At 67.0% G+C, this 18,641-nt stretch carries 13 protein-coding genes and 1 pseudogene; 5 read left to right on the top strand and 9 right to left on the bottom strand.

What is annotated here, in order from left to right; translation table 11 throughout:
* Nucleotides 1-368: 368 nt before the first annotated feature.
* The gene (locus OHA64_RS14605; RefSeq protein ID WP_405623976.1) at nucleotides 369-5,516 is read left to right on the top strand and encodes a DUF6531 domain-containing protein; all 5,148 of its coding nucleotides are present in this window, start codon (nucleotides 369-371) and stop codon (nucleotides 5,514-5,516) included.
* An 81-nt stretch (nucleotides 5,517-5,597) separates the two neighbouring features.
* Complete coding sequence (locus tag OHA64_RS14600; protein WP_405612975.1) at nucleotides 5,598-5,924, top strand: hypothetical protein; 327 nt, start codon at nucleotides 5,598-5,600, stop codon at nucleotides 5,922-5,924.
* A gap of 319 nt (nucleotides 5,925-6,243) precedes the next feature.
* Here OHA64_RS14600 and OHA64_RS14595 read toward each other — a convergent pair.
* From OHA64_RS14595 to OHA64_RS14585, 3 genes and pseudogenes are all read right to left on the bottom strand, one after another.
* Nucleotides 6,244-6,892 (bottom strand): annotated as a pseudogene (locus OHA64_RS14595) (transposase family protein); the annotation flags it as partial.
* A 16-nt stretch (nucleotides 6,893-6,908) separates the two neighbouring features.
* On the bottom strand, nucleotides 6,909-7,154 hold the full coding sequence (locus OHA64_RS14590) for a DUF397 domain-containing protein (protein WP_405612973.1): 246 nt from the start codon (nucleotides 7,152-7,154) through the stop codon (nucleotides 6,909-6,911).
* A complete protein-coding gene (locus tag OHA64_RS14585; RefSeq protein ID WP_405623975.1) occupies nucleotides 7,151-7,990 on the bottom strand; it encodes a Scr1 family TA system antitoxin-like transcriptional regulator in 840 nt (279 codons plus the stop codon). Before OHA64_RS14585 ends, OHA64_RS14590 begins: the two co-directional genes overlap by 4 nt.
* 130 nt (nucleotides 7,991-8,120) lie before the next feature.
* Between OHA64_RS14585 and OHA64_RS14580 the strand changes: the two genes are divergently transcribed.
* On the top strand, nucleotides 8,121-8,615 hold the full coding sequence (locus OHA64_RS14580) for an ATP-binding protein (RefSeq protein ID WP_405612971.1): 495 nt from the start codon (nucleotides 8,121-8,123) through the stop codon (nucleotides 8,613-8,615).
* A 78-nt stretch (nucleotides 8,616-8,693) separates the two neighbouring features.
* On the opposite strand, the gene OHA64_RS14575 is transcribed toward OHA64_RS14580, so the two are convergent.
* Nucleotides 8,694-9,479 (bottom strand): intradiol ring-cleavage dioxygenase, encoded by a 786-nt coding sequence (locus tag OHA64_RS14575; RefSeq protein ID WP_405612969.1) that lies wholly within the window; start codon nucleotides 9,477-9,479, stop codon nucleotides 8,694-8,696.
* A gap of 147 nt (nucleotides 9,480-9,626) precedes the next feature.
* Here OHA64_RS14575 and OHA64_RS14570 point away from each other — a divergent pair, with 147 nt between their 5' ends.
* Together OHA64_RS14570 and OHA64_RS14565 are read left to right on the top strand one after the other, a co-directional pair.
* Nucleotides 9,627-9,920 carry a hypothetical protein gene (locus tag OHA64_RS14570; protein WP_405612967.1) on the top strand — a complete coding sequence of 98 codons (294 nt, stop codon included), beginning with the start codon at nucleotides 9,627-9,629 and terminating at the stop codon, nucleotides 9,918-9,920.
* A gap of 198 nt (nucleotides 9,921-10,118) precedes the next feature.
* A complete protein-coding gene (locus tag OHA64_RS14565; protein ID WP_405612965.1) occupies nucleotides 10,119-11,123 on the top strand; it encodes an arabinan endo-1,5-alpha-L-arabinosidase in 1,005 nt (334 codons plus the stop codon).
* Nucleotides 11,124-11,263: 140 nt separating this feature from the next.
* Here OHA64_RS14565 and OHA64_RS14560 read toward each other — a convergent pair whose 3' ends face one another.
* The 5 genes from OHA64_RS14560 to chvE form a co-directional block, all read right to left on the bottom strand.
* Nucleotides 11,264-13,102: an aminotransferase class I/II-fold pyridoxal phosphate-dependent enzyme gene (locus OHA64_RS14560; protein WP_405612963.1), complete on the bottom strand. Its 1,839-nt coding sequence runs from the start codon at nucleotides 13,100-13,102 to the stop codon at nucleotides 11,264-11,266.
* Between the two features lie 184 nt (nucleotides 13,103-13,286).
* Nucleotides 13,287-14,435 (bottom strand): aldose epimerase family protein, encoded by a 1,149-nt coding sequence (locus OHA64_RS14555; RefSeq protein WP_405612961.1) that lies wholly within the window; start codon nucleotides 14,433-14,435, stop codon nucleotides 13,287-13,289.
* Between the two features lie 139 nt (nucleotides 14,436-14,574).
* A complete protein-coding gene (mmsB, locus tag OHA64_RS14550; RefSeq protein WP_405612959.1) occupies nucleotides 14,575-15,822 on the bottom strand; it encodes a multiple monosaccharide ABC transporter permease in 1,248 nt (415 codons plus the stop codon).
* Nucleotides 15,819-17,369, bottom strand: a complete 1,551-nt coding sequence (gene mmsA, locus OHA64_RS14545; protein WP_405612957.1) for a multiple monosaccharide ABC transporter ATP-binding protein — start codon at nucleotides 17,367-17,369, stop codon at nucleotides 15,819-15,821. Before mmsA ends, mmsB begins: the two co-directional genes overlap by 4 nt.
* A 41-nt stretch (nucleotides 17,370-17,410) precedes the next feature.
* Nucleotides 17,411-18,523 (bottom strand): multiple monosaccharide ABC transporter substrate-binding protein, encoded by a 1,113-nt coding sequence (gene chvE, locus OHA64_RS14540; RefSeq protein ID WP_405612955.1) that lies wholly within the window; start codon nucleotides 18,521-18,523, stop codon nucleotides 17,411-17,413.
* Nucleotides 18,524-18,641: the final 118 nt, after the last annotated feature.

Here is an 18,641-nt window from a genome sequence, read left to right as displayed (position 1 = left end):
TAGTCGCGATCACGCCAATCCGATGGCCATGACGGCTTCTCCGATCATGTGACCAGTAAGGAGGCGGTCCACTCACGCTGGGTCACCGCCTTGTTCTAGCCGAGTTCTTCCCATTGTGTTAGTTCACGCAGCCCACGGACCAGGCATCACTCGGCCCTTCCTTTTCACTTCTGCACCACAGGTGATGCACCGTGCTCACACAAGCGCGAAGACTTTTCATAACCGCCTTGACCCTGACACTGCTGGTCACCGCAGGCGTCGCCCCCTCGTGGGCGGCACCTCGGGACCGACCATCCACCACTGGCGCGGCAGCCGCCGCGAACGTTCGCGCCAGGACGGCGGCGGACTTGCCCAAACCCCCCAAGGCCATGACGCTGGCCGAGCGCCGTAGACAGGTTGCGAAGGAGCGGCACGAACTGTCGCCCATGCGCGCCTACATGGACGCGCCGGAGCGAACGGCCAAGGGCACGCCCCACAGTCGGCCGAACGCGAAGCGCATCAAGCGCGGTCCCGCCGCCGGCTCGGGCGCGGGCGGACCGAGCCTTGCTGCGGCTCCTGGGAATCCGGTGTCGGTCTCGGCCTGGGCGACCGCGTACCCGGGGCTTTTGTCGATCGGCGGGCAGGTGAAGTTGCCGCTGCGGGGATCGACGTACAGCGGGATGTGGCTGTACGTCATGGACGAGGCGGGCAACCCGGTAGTCCAGCAGGAGATCAAGAAGGCCACGGACGACCCCAGCGGCGACACTCCGGAGACCGGGGCCTGGTGTTATGACTGGTGGTCGAGCAACTCCTATCCCACCGACCAGTGCTTCTGGTGGGCGAACAACGCGCAAGGCGGCAAGCTACAGGACGGCAAGAAGTACTACGCCTGGGTCTTCCTGACCGCCTCCGACGGTTCATCGAGCCCGGGCGGGACCACCTCGCCGTTGGTGGCAGCGTTCTACACCCCGGTCATCCCCGGCGCGCAGGCGGGCATCTGCACCTGCTACGCGCAGGCCAACCGCGCCGACCCGGTCAACACGGCGACCGGCATGTTCTATGAGCAGCTCACCGACGCCTCGCTTGTCAGCCCTGGCGTGCCGCTGGCCCTGGAGCGGACCTACCGTTCGGACTTGACGGCCGTCGGGCTGTTGGGGCGCGGGTGGGCCACACCCTTCGACGCGAAGCTGACGCTCGCCACGGGGAAGGCGACCTACCGCACGGGCGACGGGGCGTCGTTCGTGTTCACGCAGGCCAGCGACGGCACGTACGCCACTCCGGCGGGCTCGGCGGCCAAGCTGGTCAAGGGCACGAGCACGTACACGATCACCACACCGGATCACACCAAGCGGACCTTCGACAGCACCGGCCTGCTCACTTCCATGGTCGACAAGGCGGGCAAGGGCCTGAGCCTGACGTACGCGTCCGGCAAGCTCGCCTCCGTCAAGGACGCCGCCGGCCGTACCACCACCTTCACGCCCGGTACCGACGGGCTGCTGTCCAAGGTCAGTCTGCCGGACGGCACTTCGGTGGTCTACACCTACACCGGCGGCCTGCTGACGTCTGTCACGGACCCGGCCGGGAAGACGTCGTCGTACGCGTACGGCACCGACAAGCGGCTGTCCTCGTACACCGACCCGGCAGGCGGCAAGGTCACCAACGCCTACGACAGCGCGGGCCGGATCAAGTCCCAGACCGACCAGAACAGCAAGACGACCACATTCACGTGGGACGGCAAGAGCGAGTCGCACACTACGGCCCCGGACGGCGGTGTGTGGACCGACGTGTATGCCGGCAACGTCCTGATGGAGACGATCGACCCGTACGGCAAGAGCGTCACCTACGACTACGACCGCTACCTGCGGCCGGTCGCCATCACCGACCAGCGCGGCAACACCACGTCGATGACGTACGACAGCGCCGGTCGGATGCTCACCCGCAGCGCGCCCACCGCGCTCGGCTACAAGGAGAGCTGGACCTACGACACCGCGGGCAACATCACCAGCCACACCGACGGCCGCGCCAACAAGACGACGTACACGTACAACACGTCGAACCAGCTGACGTCCACCACAGACCCGTTGGCCGGCAAGACCTCCTACACGTACACCACGCTGGGTGCCATCGCGACCGTGACGACGCCACGCGGCAAAACCACCACCTACGGCTACGACACGGCGGGCAACCGGACCTCGGTCACCACCCCACTGGGTGAGAAGACGACGTTCACCTACAACAAGGCCGGCCGGATCGCGTCCAAGACCGACCCACGCGGCAACATAGCGGGGGCTGACCCGGCCGCTTACACCACCAACTACGCCTACGACGGGCGAGGACTGCTCAGCTCGGCCACCGACCCGCTGGGCCGCACCACGACCTACAAGTACAACGGCGCCGAGCAGCTGACCTCCGCAGAGAACCCGGCAGGCGACACCACCACCTACACCTACGACGACGCCGGTCATCTGACAAAGGGGACCGACGCAGCGGGCAAGTCCGTCACCCGCACCTACGACGCCAGCGGGCGCCCCGCCTCGGAGACCGACGCCACCGGCAACAAAGCCACCTACACCTACGACAAGGTCGGTCGCCTGCTCACCAGCGTCTCGCCGCGGGGCAACGTCACCGGGGCTGACCCGGCCGCCTACACCACGAGCTACGCCTACGACGCGGCGGGCAACCGCACGAAGGTGACCGGACCGACCGGTGCGTTTTCCACGACGACCTACGACGCGATCAACCGGCCACTGGTGGTCACCGACCCGCTGAGCAAGCCCACAACGTACGCCTACGACGCCAACGACAACGTCACCAAGGTCACCGACGCAGCTGGCAAGACCGTCACCTCCGTCTACGACAAGAACAACCAGCTGACCAGCAGCACCAACCAGCTGAGCAAAACCACCACATACGCCTACGACGCCGACGGCAACCTGCTCAGCCGCACCTCCCCGCTGGGCAACAAGGAGAGCTGGACCTACGACGGTGACGGCCGCCAGGCCACCGCGGTTGACCCGCGAGGCAACGTCACCGGCGCCGACCCCGTCCAGTACACGACCACCTACGGCTATGACCCGGCGGGCAATTCCACCGCCGTCACTGATCCGCTCGGCGGAATGACCAGCACAGCGTTCGACGCGGTCGGCAACGTCACCAAGCACACCGACGCCGACAAGCGCGTGACCACCTACGGCTACAACAAACTCGACCAGCTCACCACGGTCACCGCCCCCGACGGCGCGGTCACCACCTATGACTACGACACCGTCGGCAATATCACAAAGCGCACCGACGCCAACGACCACACCACCGCCTACGGCTACGACGCGGTACGCCGACTGACCACGGTCACCGACCCGCTTAACCGCGTCACCTCGTACGAGTACGACGCCGACAACCACCTGACCAAGAAGACCACCCCCCGCGGCTCCACCACGTACACCTTCGACCCACGCGGCCTGCCCACCAAAACCGACTACTCGGACGCCACGCCCGACGCGACCTTCGGCTACGACAACGCTGGGCGGATGACGGCACGCGCCAACGCGAAGCTCTCTGAAGACTTCGTCTACGACGCGGTCGGCAACCTCACCAAGACCCGCGGCTTCTCCTACACCTACGACGCCGCCGGGCAGATGCTCACCCGCAAGTACCCCGACGGCAATACCATCGCCTACGCCTACGACAACGACGGCCGCACCTCCACCATGACGGCCGACGGCGCCACCACCACCTACACCTGGGACGCTGCGGGCAACCTCACCAAGTCGGCGCTGCCCAACACCGAGACGGAGGACCGCGCCTACGACCGGGCCGGCCAGCTGACGGCCGTCACTTCGGCCAAGGCGGGCGCCACGGTCACCAAGACCGCGCTCACCCTTTCCGCCGCGGGCCTGCCCACCCACGTCGACGTCACCCGGGCCAGTGTCGGCACCGGCGGCCACGACCTCGCCTACGACACAGCGGGCCGCCTCACCTCCGGATGCTTCCCCCAGCCGGACGTGACCGGCTGCCCGGCAAGCCGCACCACGTCCTACACCTACGACAAGGTCGGCAACCGCCTGACCTCCACCCTCGGCACCACGTCAACCGGCTACGCCTACGACGCGGCCGACCAGCTCACCTCAACGACGTCCGGCCCGGCCACCACTGCCTACGAATACGACGCGGAAGGCAACCAGACCAAAGCTGGAGCCGACACCTACACCTACGATCTGGCCGGGCAGATCTCCGCCGCCACGGTCGCGGGCGCCGACTACACCTACGACCACGACACCAGCGGCAACCAACTCAGCACAGCCAATGACGGTGCCGTCACCAACCGCACCGAGTGGGACCCCAACGCGCCGCTGCCGATGCTGGCGACGGAGTACGACGGGGCAGGAGCAGTCAAGCAGTCCTACCGCTACGACCCCCTTGGCCAGCCGGCCGCCACCAAGACCGGCGCGGGTGCGGTCTTCTACTACCACCATGACACCCAGGGCTCGCCGGTCGACGTCACCAGCAGCACCGGCGCCCTGCTCCAGCGTTGGGCCTACGACCCGTACGGCACCCGCGTCCTCAACACCGTCACGAGCGGCGCTCCCGCCAGTACCCCGTCCTACACGGGCGCCCGCTACGAGGCCACCACCGGCAACCTCGACCTTCACGCCCGCCAATACACCACCACCACCGGCCGCTTCAACCGCCCCGACCCGGCGACTGCCGACCGGAACAGCCCCTACATCTCGACCTACGCCTACGCCAACAACGCACCCACCCTGTACACCGACCCCAGCGGTCGGACACCTGTGCCGGGCGACAACAACGGTAACGGCAAGGTCGACGGCCTTGGCGAAGCACTCGACATCTTCGGCAACGCCTTCGTCGACGTCTTCAAGTCGCCCGGCGTACTCGCCGGGGATCTGCACGACGCCTTCACCGGCGAAAACGGCGGCGTCGGCGGCTTCGTCGACAAGTACCTCCCCGTCCGCCCCGCCTACCGCCTCTACCGCGCCTCGTACATGCTCCACCAGCAGGGCTGTGAGGAACTCTCCGACCTTTACGCCGACGCGGCCGACGAACTCGCCGCGCAGGTCGCCGCCGTCGGAGTCGGCGGCCTCACAGGGTGGCGGCGCCAGGCGTACGAGGCCGAGACTTCCATCCTCAATTCAGGCGGCGTAGCCCCGCGCGACAGCAAGGGGAAATATTCCAAGCGTGACGGAGAAGAGGGACGAGACGGATCGAACGACGAGCTGACGACTTGGGAAAACCTCATGCTGGATGGTGCGACAGTCATCCAGAAGGAAGTACCCGTTCAAGCTCCGGGTTTCAAGGTTCGCAAGTACGACGGGTTGGTCAAGATCAATGGCCGCTGGTATGGAATTGAGACCAAGGGAGGCAATGGCAAGCGCAATCCAGACCAGAAGAAATTCGACGACTGGCTGAACCAGCCGGGCAATACAGTTACCACGAAGGATGGGAAAACGCTTGTCGGAGTATTCGACTCATGGATCCCACCCGGTAGCATGAAGTCACGTGAGCACCTCGACGACTAGGCGTCCATCCAGCTGAACGGTGTGGGTGCCGGATACCTGGCACCCACACCGCGGCATTTGGGAGTTACATTGAGTTACGATATGGCCTTCTGGCAGGAAGACGGAGAAATTGACGCTGGAATCGCGTATCAAAAATATGACGCTATGACAGACGGCGAGTTGGGAATTTCCCCCAAGAGTGCAAATGTGACGGAATTCTACAAAGCCATTCTGCGCACGTATGACGACTTGACCATTGAGAATGCGGAGGACTCGCCGTGGGCCTCGCCTGTGCACTGCAACGAGGAGTGCGTCATCGTCGCGATCTCCTGGTCCAGGAAAAATGAGGTCGCCGACTCATTGAGGTCCCTTGCGCGTGCTCACAATCTTCTCACATATGATCCGCAAGAAGAAGAAATTGACAGATAGCGGCCACGGCAGCGAAATTGAGATATCACGCCGCCGACATCACCCCGCTTGACCTGATCGGCTACCCATGGTGGTGGGTGACGACTACAACATCACCTACCCCTATAGGAACGGAATCCGTGACCGCCCACCACGACATCTTCATTCATCCCGGCCGCCCCGAGGAGACATTGCTGGCGGATATGGCCGAGATTTCTGGTGGTAGGTTGCGCCTCACCGGTCAGGAAGCAGTGAACTACAACGGGAACCTCGGCAATACAGCGCTCGAACTCGCACTGGGCCACGACTACGAAGCGGACAAGGGCGTCCCATTCGACCGCTACCAGGTAGTTGTAACCGTTCGGGACTTCGCTGGCGACAAGGACCGGGAAGAGCGTTGCCGCTCAAGAGTGAGGATGGCCTCGGCGATGGACGACATTCGATTCGGGCTGCACCACGCTCTGCGGAAGATCCGCCACAACTTCAGTCGTGCGATGCCGCGCTCGACCGGTGAACGTGCCTCAGACAACGCGCGGTTGACGGTTGGCTTGGTGTGAGGTCGCGTCGAGGTGGGCGTCTGAGAGGTGTCGTCACCCACGGGCTGGCTCCCAAGTAGGCGCGGTCGACGAGGGTGGGGATGCCCTGACGTTCGCAGATCCGCAGGATGTGGTGGGCGCGGGCCGCCGTCAGGTCGTGCGCGCGGTCGGGCGCAGCAGCCGCCCGTCCGGGTCGGTGATCACCTGTACGCTCACGCCGTGCCGGCGGTGATTGTGGGAATAGCCGGCACGGCTGTCGCCGACCCGGTCGGATTTGGTGAGGGTGCCGTCCAGGAGGACGTAGTCGGGGTCAGCCTCGCGCAGCACACGCAGCAGCCCGGGCGCGCGGTCGGTCAGCAGATCGAGTACGGCCCTCGCGTACGCGTGGGCGGTGCCAACGGCGATACCGAAGCCGGCTGCGATCTGCGCGAGGGTGGCCTGCCGACGCAGGTGTTTGAACCAGGTCAGTTCACTGGCACGCGGGGCTCGACACGAACTCCGTCCAGGTCGCGGGGGAGAGGGCGAGTCGCGGGCCCTGGGTGTTCTTGGAGTCGCGGACGTGGATGGTGGCGGGGGTCAGGGCGACCTCGACGCAGTCGTCGCCGGATGCGCTGCTGTAGCTGGATTTCTGCCAGGCGACGGCTACTTCGACGCAGTCGCCGTCGCCACTGCTGCTGTACGTCGACTTGAACCAGGTCAGTTCACTGGTGCTCATAGCGCTCCTCGCATCCGCTGCAACAGGCTCACGGAGTCTTCGGAGGTGAGAGCCTGTGCACGCATCCTGGCATACCGCTTTTGGAGGACGCTGACCTCTTTCGGGTCGGAGAAGAGCAGGCCGCCGCGTTGGCCCTCGTTGTAGGCGTACCACTTGGCGTCCGGCGTCTCCAGCAACTGGATGGGGCCCGCCAGCCCGGCGTGCGACTCGCGCACCAACGGCATGATCTGGATCTCGATGTTCCGCAGCTCCGCCATCTCCAGAACGTGACCGATGAGTTCGTGTGTCACCTCCGTTCCGCCGGTGCGCCGCAGGAACAACTGCTCTTCGAGGACGAAGCTGAACTGGGTGTTGGGCCGCTCGACCAGCAGCCGCTTCCGATCGGCTCGTGCTGCCCACTGCACCTCGATCTGCTCGTCCTGCAATGGTGGCAGCTGATCGTCGAACAGCTGCCGCGCGTACGCCTCCGTCTGCAACAAGCCGGGAACCAACCGGCATTCGTACGTGTACAGCGTGATGGCGCCCGCCTCCATCCGCGCCCACTGCCGAAACCAAGCCGCCAACCCCGGCTGCCGAGCCAGATGCCCCGCCGCCTTCCGTAATGCCCCCGTGTTGCCGAGGGCCTCCTCCGCCCGGTCAACGAACGCCGGGTCCGGCATGCGTCGCCCCAACTCCACTGACGCCACCGTATGTTTGGAGAACCGGACCAGGTCCGCGAACTCCCCCCGGTTCAGTCCCGCATGCTCGCGCAAGGCCTGGACGACCGCCCCGAACGTCCGCAGACTGTCGGACGACTCCGGCTCGCTCCCGACCGCACCCACCGCTCCATCGACCACCACCGGTCACCTCCCGCACACAGGGTCACGGAAAGTCATCGGTACTGTCCAGTCCGTGACCGCGTACGCTGCCGCCGCGTACGCGCCTCCGACCTGGTGAAGTGGGCCTCGGGCACGCCAGATTGGGCGCATGGCAGCACTTCCCACCTCCCAAGGCCCGGTCACCGTACGTACGTTCGCCCAGCGCCTCAGTCCCACCCCGCGCGGAGCCCGCCTGGCCCGGTACCTCGCCCTGAACCAACTGCACGCCTGGGGCATCCCGCACGGCAGTGACCCCTCCGACGCCGTCGCGGTGATCGTCGCCGAGCTGGCCGCGAACGCGGTGACGCACGGGCGCGTACCCGGCCGGGACTTCGAGTTGCGGCTGGCGCTCGTCACCGGCAGCGTGCGCATCGAGGTGACCGACACCCGCCCGCAGCCGCGTCCCCCGGCCCCGGCGGACGTACGACGGCGACCACCCTGTCCGCTCGCCGGAACGGGGCGCGGCCTGCTTCTCGTGGACGCGCTCGCCGACCGGTGGGAGGTGGTCGACCGGGAGCCGCCGCCGGGCAAGACGGTACGGGCCGAGGTCGACCTGCCGGGGTGGCTGTCCCTGGTGAAGAGCACGGGGAACCGCCCCGGGTGACCGTACGTCCGGACATACGGTCACCCAGGGCGCGTCGGGTGCATCGGGTGCTTCGGGTGCTACGGGACGGGAATCGCGTCAGCTCTGTTCGACGCCCAGCGTGAGCGTGCCGGCGTAGCCGGTGGACGGTGAGCTGCCCAGGGCGGTCAGGGTGAGGAGGCCGGACGCGGCGCCTCCCTCGTCGTAGATGGAGTCCTGGGAGAGGGTGGTGCGGCGGACCGTGTTGGTCGAGTACGGCGACAGCGCGCCGACTCTGGCCGTGATCGTCTCGTTGAAGAAGAGCTGCCCGGTGTGCAGTTCCTGGCCGCCGGTGAACGAGCCGTCCGAGGTGAGCGTGACGTTCGTGTGCACCTTGACGTGGATGTGCACGCAGCGGCCCTGGTACCAGCCCGGGTAGACACTGGTGATGCTCGCGACGCCGCTGGAGTTCGTGAGCACGCCGCCGCGCAGGAAGGTGCCGTTGTCGGGCTCGTTGTGGCCGTTGTCGCCGACGAAGCCGGAGTACTCGCCGAGCGCGTCGCAGTGCCAGATCTCCACGAGCGCCTTGTTCAGCGGCACGCAGGTGTCGTCGTCGACGACGGTGAGGGTCAGTTTGAGCGGGAAGCCCGCCTTGCCTTCGCTGATGTCGGAGCGGACGAGCTGCCCGTCGAGGTAGTAGGGGCCTTCGGTCATCTCCCTGGTGAGGGTGCAGACGGCCGCGGCAGCCGCGGGTGCGGCGTCCGCGGCGGGGGCCGTGGGGGCTTCGGGTACGGCGGCGACGGCGAGGGTGGCCGCGGTGGCGCCCGTGGCGATCAGGACGGTGCGGCGACCGATCGGGTGGGATGCCTGTGGTTCCGTCGTGTCGTTCGTGGAGGTGTCTGTCATGAACACGGCACCCTAGAAGGGGAGACTGTCGATGGGCTGTCAGTTGGGCAAAATGACGGGCCGTCAAGTCGCTTGTGAGACGCCGTGCCGCCCGGTCGGGGTAACGTGATGTGACAAAAGGGATAAAAAGGGAGAAAGGGAGTGCCGATGGGGCTGACCGTGCGGGTCGAGAAGCGCATCGCCAAGGACTTTCCGGGGCGGGACGGCCGGGTGGTGGGGGAGCTCCTCGCCGAGCTCGTGCACCACCTGACCGAGCGGGGCGACCGGGAGGACAAGGAGCGCATCGCGGCCGCCACCCTGCTGTGCGGCCGGGGCCGGGTGGACCGTCTCCTCGACGCCGTCCAGCTGGCCAAGGAGGACTGGCGGGACGTCCTGGTCGGGGCGGGCCTGGCGGACGCGGGCTGGCGCGAGCAACTGGAAGTGGACTTCGGCCCCGGGTGACGCCCCGTCCGCGGCCCGGCGTGCAGTCCCGCCGGGTCGCGGACTCCGGTGTGCGGGTGTGGGTGCAGATGCGGGCGGTTGGGGCTGCGCGGACCATTGACGCGCAAGGGGTTCGATTCTACGGTCCGTCCGAAGTTCTGATCGGTGATCGATATACCGAACAAACGGAACCGTACTCCCCCCTCCAGGAGGCCCCGCGTGATCCGCACCTCCCGAACCTCCCGAACCACCCGGACCACCCGCAGCTCCCGCAGAGCCGCTCTCCTCGCCGTCCCCGCCGCCGTCCTGCTCGCCCTGATCCCCAGCTCGGCGTCCGCGTACCCCAACCCCGGGCGGGTGACCGGCGATGTCGTCGTCCACGATCCGACGATGATCCGCAACTCCTCGGGCCGGTACCTGCTGTACGGCACCGGAGGCGGCCTCGGCTACAAGACCTCCACCGACCGGATCAACTTCACGAACGGCGGCGACGCCTTCGGCGGCAAGCCGGGCTGGTGGTCGTCGTACGCCTCCGAGGCCTGGGCGCCCGACATCTCGTACCAGGGCGGCAAGTACCTGATGTACTACGCCGTCTCGACCTTCGGCTCGAACAAGTCGGCCATCGGACTGGCGACTTCGAGCACCGGGCTGCCGGGTTCCTGGAGCGACCAGGGCACCGTCTACGCCTCGACCACGTCGAGCGACTACAACGCGATCGACCCGAACCTCTTCGTGAACGACGACGGCAAGTGGTGGCTGTCCTTCGGCAGTTGGTGGACGGGGATCAAGATGATCCAGATCAACCCCGCCACCGGAAAGCAGCTCTCCTCCAACACCACCCGGTACTCCCTCGCCTCCCGCCCGACCGGAACCAAGGCGGTGGAGGCGCCGTACATCGTCAAGCGGAACGGCTCCTACTACCTCTTCGCCTCGTACGACACCTGCTGCGCCGGCACCAGCTCGACGTACAAGGTCAAGGTCGGCCGGGCGAGCAGCGTCACCGGGCCGTACCGCGACAAGAACGGCGTCGCGATGACGAACAACGGCGGTACCCCGGTCCTGGAGTCGCACGGCAGCGTCATCGGCCCGGGCGGGCAGTCGATCATGAACGACGCCGACGGGGACCTGATCGTCTACCACTACTACGACGGCAACGACAACGGCACACCCAAGCTCGGGATCAACCTCCTGAACTGGAGCAGCGGATGGCCCGTCGCCTACTGACCCGGCAGGCCGCGCCGCTACTGGTCCTGTCGCTCGGACAGCCCAGCGCGGGCGCGGCCTCGTTCACCAGCCTCGGCTGAACGACAACGGGCGGCGGTGACAGCAGTGGCGGCCGACCCCGTCGCCGTGGTGACCGCGTCTCACCCCGCCTGGCCCATCCCCGCCGCGTTCGGCCAGCTCTGGGCGTTGGGCCAGCCGGTGGCCGGGGCCGTCGTCAGGTCCGGTACGGGGGCCGGGCCGGTCATGCCGCGGACCTGGGCGGCGGTGAGACCACCGCGGGCCGGGACACCGGGCGGGGTCGGGCCGCCGGACATGGGGGCGGTCATCGGGCCCGACATCGGGCTGGCCATCGGACTGGCCATCGGAGGGGCGGAGGCCGCGGCCGGTACCGGACGCGGCACCTGACTGGGCATCGGGGCCGGAGCCGGCACCGGTGTCGGCATCTGGCTGGGTACCGGGGCCGGAGCCGGCGTGGGCATCTGGCTCGGCATCTGACTGGGCATCTGACTGGGCATCTGGTTGGGCATCTGGTTGGGCATCTGGCTCGGTACCGGTGCCTGGGCGGGAGCCTGAGCCGGGATGCCGAACGACTGTGGCGCTACCTGGGCCACCGCCGGCATCGGCATCCCGGCACCGCCGGGTTGAGCCGGCCGGCCCGGCTGGCCGGCTTGTGCCGCCGCAGGCATCGGCATGCCGCCGCCGATGGACGGGGAGCCTGAGAGCCCCTGCCCGCCGGCGGACATGGCCTGAGCGGCAAGGCCCTGCATGCCGGCCCCGTTGGTGGCGCCGACCAACCGGTCCACTGCCGCCGTACCCGAGCTGTAGCTGGTCCCGGTAGCCAGCTCGGGCACGGCGGCTCCCCTCCTGGTCCCGTAGAGCACCTGTTCCAGGCCGGACACCAGGCGACGCACGTCCACCTGGGGGCGCACCACGAGTCTCAGGAAGCGGCTGGAGGAGCCGATCTTGTTGCCGCACTCGCGGACGAGGATCCGGTGCTCGGTGAGCATCCGGTCCCGGACCACGGTGCCTTCGGCGCCCACGGGCAGGCGTACGAAGAGGAAGTTGCCCTGTGACGGATAGACCGTCAGTCCGGGCAGGGACGCGAGCTGGCCGGCCATGTCCAGCCGGTCGCGGCGGACCTGCTGGAGGCTCTGCGCGTACTCGGCGCCGTGCTCCTTCAGGATGAACACCACGTGCTCGGCGAAGGAGTTGAGGTTCCACTTGGGCAGCATCGAACGGATCCGGCCCGCGAGCGCCGGGTTGGCGACCAGATAGCCGAACCGGATGCCGTGCAGGCCGAAGTTCTTGCCGAGGCTGCGCAGCACCACCACGTTGGGCCGCAGCATGGCCTCGTGGACGACGCTCGGTTCGACCTCCGCGTCCGCGAACTCCAGGAACGACTCGTCGATGACGACGAGGTCCAGGTCGGCCATCGCGTCCATGAACTGCACGACCGCGTGCTTGTGCAGAAAGCCGCCGTCGGGGTTGTTCGGGTTGCAGATCACGGCGACACGGGTGCCGCGGGCGCGGATGAACTCGGCGTACTGCGCGAGGTCCAGGGCGAAACCGCTGGACTCCTGGAGCGGGAACATGTCGACCCGCTTGCCGGTCTCCATCGGCTGGTCGGTCCAGCGGCCGAAGGTGGGCACGGGGATGGCGAGCGACTCGCGCACCAGGAGGTGGTCGATCCAGGTGATCAGCTCGGTCGAGCCGTTGCCCATCGCCACGCACTGCGGCGGCAGTTGGAGCAGGCTGCACAGCTCGGCCGTGATGGTGTCGGCGCTGCTCGGGTAGTACGTGATGATCTCCCGCAGCCGCGCCGCCATCTCGTCGAACATGGCGGGGGTGGGGAAGTAGGGGTTGCACGGAATGCAGAAGTCGACCGGGCCGGCCCCTTCGCCGCCCTCCCGCGTCAAGGCCGCCATCGACGGGCTGTGCGCCGCGGTGCTGCGGAACAGCGAGGTGACGTTGTCAGCCAAGGAGAGCCTCCGTATGGGGCGGGCCCGGCGGGGACGACCGGGCCCGTCGTCATTGGGTGGCCCGCGCGGGGGAGCACGGGCCGCCCTTACATACGAGGGCAGTGGTGACACCGTTCAACAGATGTGAAAGAACGATGACTTCTAAACCTGTCCGTGGAACGTGTCCGGAAAAACGCCGCCGGCCCTACGCGTCGAACGAGTGGATCGTCGTCGTCCGGTACGTCTGCCCAGGTCGCAGCACGGTGGACGCGAACGACGGGTGGTTCGGCGCGTCCGGGAAGTGCTGCGTCTCCAGGCAGAGCGCGTCGCCCTGGCGGTAGGTGCTGCCGCTGGTGCCGACCAGGGTGCCGTCAAGGAAGTTGCCGGAGTAGAACTGGAGCCCCGGCTCGACGGTGGCGATCTTCAGGGTGCGTCCGGAGGACGGGTCCCGGAGGGTCGCGACATGCTCGGGCTTGGCCGTGATGCCCTTGTCGAGGGCCCAGTTGTGGTCGTAGCCCTGGGCGAGAATCTGCTGCGGGTGACCGGCGCGGATGTCGTCGCCGATCGCCTTGGCCCGGCGGAAGTCGAAGGGGGTGCCGGAGACCTTCGCCAGTTCACCGGTCGGGATGAGGCCCGAGTCGGTGGGGGTGTAGCGGGCGGCGGCGATCTTCAGCTCGTGGTCCTCGATGGAGCCGCTGCCCTCGCCGGCCAGGTTCCAGTAGACGTGGCTGGTCAGGTTGACGACGGTGGCCTTGGTGGTGGTGGCCTCGTAGTCGATGCGCCAGTCGCCGTGCCGGGTGAGGGTGTAGGTGACCTTCACCTTGAGCGTGCCCGGGTAGCCCATCTCCCCGTCGACGCTGGTGTAGTGCAGGTACAGGCCGACGTCCGAGCCCTTGGTGAACGGCTCGACGTCCCAGACGTGCTTGTCGAAGCCCTGGGTGCCGCCGTGCAGGCTGTTGTCGCCGTCGTTGACGGAGAGCTGGTAGCTCTTGCCGTCCAGGGTGAACTGGCCCTTGGCGATCCGGTTGCCGTAACGGCCGATCAGGGCGCCGAAGTACGGGGTCTTGGCGACGTAGTCCTCGATGTTGTCGAAACCGAGGGAGACATTGGCGTACTCGCCGTGCCGGTCCGGGATCTCCAGGGACTGGACGACGCCGCCCCAGGACAGGACCTTCAGGCGGGTGCCGCCGTTCTCCAGCGACCAGCGGTAGACCTTCGTGCCGTCGGCGAGCTTGCCGAAGAGCTCCTTCACCGGTGTCCTGCCTCCCGTTGCGTGCGCGGTGCCACCGACGGTGGCGGCGGTGACACCGGCGGCGGCCGCCCCGGCGATGACGGTACGTCTGCTCAGTTCCACGTGCGGCTCCTCGTGAATGAGGGGAGTTGCCTCCCCGTACTGTGCGGTGCGTAGTCGTGCGAACAGCATTGTGCTGTTCCTGTCAAAATCGAGTCCGGGAAGGACCGGGGCCCCGCCGGTCGGCGGGGCCCCGGTCCTTCTACGAACCGACCTTGCGCTTGTTCCAGACGTCGAATCCGACCGCCGCCAACAGGGCCATGCCCTTGATGACCTGCTGCCAGTCGCTGCCGACGCTGAGGAGGTTCATGCCGTTGTTCAGCACACCGAGGACGAGACCGCCGATGATCGCGCCGAGGACGGTGCCGACACCGCCGCTCATGGACGCGCCGCCGATGAACGCCGAGGCGATCGCCTCGAGTTCGTAGTTCAGGCCGGCCTTCGGTGAGGCCGCGTTCAGGCGGGCGGCGATCGCCAGACCCGCCAGGGCCGCGAGCGCGCCCATGTTCAGGAAGACCAGGAAGGTGACCTTCTTGTCCTTGACGCCGGAGAGCTTCGCCGCCGGCAGGTTGCCGCCGATGGCGTAGATGTGGCGGCCGAAGACGGCGTTGCGCATGAGGTAGCCGTAGCCGACCACCAGCACGCCGAGGATCAGCAGGATGATCGGCGCGCCCTTGTAGCTGGCGAGCAGCAGCGTGACGACGAGGATCGCGGCGACGATGGAGATGATCTTGAGCAGGAAGAGGTTCCGCGGAACCACGTCGAGCGAGAACTCCTTCTGGCGCCTGCGGTCGCGGACCTCCTGGAAGACCGCGAAGACGATCAGGGCCAGGCCGAGCAGCAGCGTGAGGTTGTGGTAGTTGGTGTTGGGGCCGGCCTCGGGCAGGAATCCGTTGCCGATCTTCTGCAGTCCGTCCGGGAACGGGCCGAGGGTCTGGCCCTCCAGGAGGATCTCCGTCATACCGCGGAAGATCAGCATGCCGGCGAGGGTGACGATGAACGACGGTATGCCGAGATAGGCGATCAGGAACCCTTGCACCGAGCCCGCGACCGCGCCCACCACCAGGCTCAGCACCACGGCCACCGGCCACGACACGTCGTGCTGCACGGTCAGTACGGCCGCGAACGCCCCCACGAAGGCCGTCACCGAACCGACCGACAGGTCGATGTGGCCCGCGATGATCACCAGCATCATGCCGACCGCGAGGATCAGGACGTAGCTGTTCTGCAGAACCAGGTTGGAGACGTTGCGCGGCAGCAGCAGGTCGCCGTCCGTCCACACGGCGAACAGGGCGACGATCAGGCCGAGCGCGATCAGCATGCCGTACTGGCGCATGTTGCGGCGCAGGCCGTCCAGCACGAGCTGCAGCAGGCCTCCGCCGGCGGCCGCACCTCCGCCCTTGCCGGGCGGCGCCGGGGCCGGCGTCTTGGCGGTCACATCCGTGCTCATCCCGTTACCTCTTTGTCCTTTGTCATCTGGCGCATCAGCGATTCCTGCGAGGCCTCGGCCCGCGAGAACTCACCGGTGAGCCGCCCCGCGGCCATCGTGTAGATGCGGTCGCACATACCGAGCAGCTCAGGCAGCTCGGAGGAGATGAAGACGACCGCCTTGCCCTGGGCCGCCAGTTGGTCGATGACCGTGTAGATCTCGTACTTGGCGCCGACGTCGATCCCTCGCGTCGGCTCGTCCAGGATCAGCACCTCGGGACCCGCGAAGATCCACTTGCTGAGGACGACCTTCTGCTGGTTGCCGCCGGACAGCTTGCCCACCGGCTCGGAGACCGTCGGCGCCTTGATGTTCATGGACTTGCGGAAGCCCTCGGAGACCCGCCGCTCCGCCTGCTCGTCGACGATCCCGCGCTTGGCCACCTTGCCCAGTGCGCTGAGCGAGATGTTGCGGTTGATGGTGTCGATGAGGTTGAGGCCGTAGTGCTTGCGGTCCTCGGTGACGTACGCGATGCCGTGCTTGACCGCCTCCGGGACGGTCTTGGTACGGATCTCCGTGCCGTCCTTGTGGACCTGGCCGCCCGCGTACCGGCCGTAGGACCGGCCGAAGACGCTCATCGCGAGTTCGGTGCGGCCGGCGCCCATCAGGCCCGCGATGCCGACGATCTCCCCGCGCTTGACGTTGATCGACACGTCGTCGACCACCTTGCGCTGCTGGTCGATCGGGTGGTGCACGGACCAGTTGCGGATCTCGAGAGCCGGGGCGGTGCCCACCTTCCCCTCGTACGCGGTGCGTTCGGGGAACCGGTGGTCGAGGTCGCGGCCCACCATGCCGGAGATGATCCGGTCCTCGGTGGTGTCCGAGGCCTTCACGTCGAGGGTCTCGATGGTCTGCCCGTCCCGCAGGATCGTCACCGAGTCGGCGACCTTGCGGATCTCGTTCAGCTTGTGGGAGATGATGATCGAGGTGATGCCCTGCTTCTTCAACTCCAGGATGAGATCCAGGAGTTTGCCGCTGTCCTCGTCGTTCAGAGCCGCGGTCGGCTCGTCGAGGATGAGCAGCTTCACCTTCTTCGACAGCGCCTTCGCGATCTCCACCAGCTGCTGCTTGCCCACGCCGATGTCGGCGACGCGGGTCTCCGGGTGGTCGGAGAGACCGACCCGGCGCAGCAGTTCACTGGCGTGCTTGAGCGTGTCGTTCCAGTTGATGAGCCCGCGGGTGGCGTGCTCGTTGCCGAGGAAGATGTTCTCCGCGAGGGAGAGATAGGGCACCAGGGCCAGCTCCTGGTGAATGATCACGATGCCGCGATGCTCGCTGGCTCTGATGTCCTTGAACTCGCAGACGTCTCCTTCGAAAAGGATCTCGCCCTCGTACGTGCCGTGCGGGTGAACGCCGGAGAGGACCTTCATCAGGGTCGACTTGCCGGCCCCGTTCTCCCCGCAGATGGCATGGACCTCGCCCTGTTGGACGGTCAGCGTGACGTCCGACAGCGCCTTGACGCCGGGAAAGGTCTTGACGATCGAGCGCATTTCCAGGACGGGTCCCGCCATGGTCGTGCCTTCCAATCTGTTGCTGCCAGTGGGCCCGTCGGTCAGTTGAGGTCGCCGGCCTTGTAGAAGCCGGAGTCGACGAGCTCCTTCTGCCAGTTGCCCTTGTCGACGCTCACGGGCTGCAGCAGGTACGCGGGCACGACCTTCGACCCGTTGTCGTAGGTCTTCTCGTCGTTGACCTCGACCTTCTTCTTGTTCAGCACCGAGTCGACCATGTTCGTGGCGACCTCGGCGAGCTTGCGGATGTCCTTGAAGACGGTCTGCGTCTGCTGGCCCGACTTGATCGACTTCACCGAGGCGACCTCGGCGTCCTGGCCGGTGATGACGGGCAGCGGCTTGCTCGCGGAGCCGTAACCGTCCGACTTCAGCGCGGAGATGATGCCGATCGAGATGCCGTCGTACGGCGAGAGGACCGCGTCGACCCGGCCGCTCTTGTAGGTGCCGGTCAGGAGGTCGTCCATGCGCCGCTGGGCGGTGGCGCCGTCCCAGCGCAGCGTGGTGACCTTGCTGAGCTCGGTCTGACCGGACTTGACGACCAGCTGCTTCTTGTCGATGTACGGCTGGAGCACCTTCATGGCGCCGCCGAAGAAGTACTTGGTGTTGTTGTCGTCGTTGGAGCCGGCGAAGAGCTCGATGTTGAACGGGCCCTTCTTGGAGCCGTCCTTCAGGCCGAGCTTCTCGACGATGTAGCTGCCCTGGAGCTCGCCGACCTTCTCGTTGTCGAAGGACGCGTAGTAGTCGACGTCCTTCGAGCCGAGGATCAGGCGGTCGTAGGAGATCACCGGGATGTTGGCGTCCTTGGCCTGCTGGAGGACGTTGTTGAGCGACTTGTTGTCGATCGCCGCGATGATCAGCGCCTTGACGCCCTGCGTGATCATGTTCTCGATCTGCGAGACCTGCTGGTCGGGCTCGTCCTCGCCGTAGACCAGCTTGGTCTTGTAGCCCTTGGCCTGCAGGTCCTTGACGACGTTCTTGCCGTCGGCGATCCAGCGCTCGGAGGACTTGGTCGGCATGGAGATGCCGATGGTGGCGCCCTTGGTGCTGCCCGACTTCTCCTCGCTGCCTCCCTCGCCGCTCTGGCCGCAGGCGGAGAGGGTCAGGGCGAGTGAGGCGGAGGCGGATATGGCGGCGAGTGCGGCTCGACGGGTACGCATGATCATCATCCTTGATGTCGGGGCGGGCTCGTTCCTGCACCGTGCGCACGTTCCCTGGCGCCGATGAGAAGAGAGACCGATAGAAAGGGTGTGTGGGATTGTGTGTGGCTGCGTCGGC

It is taken from the genome of Streptomyces sp. NBC_00076 (assembly GCF_045041235.1).
Lineage (GTDB): Bacteria > Actinomycetota > Actinomycetes > Streptomycetales > Streptomycetaceae > Streptomyces.
The sequence above is the reverse complement of the archived record's forward strand: the minus strand, read 5'-3'. Positions and strand labels throughout refer to the sequence as shown.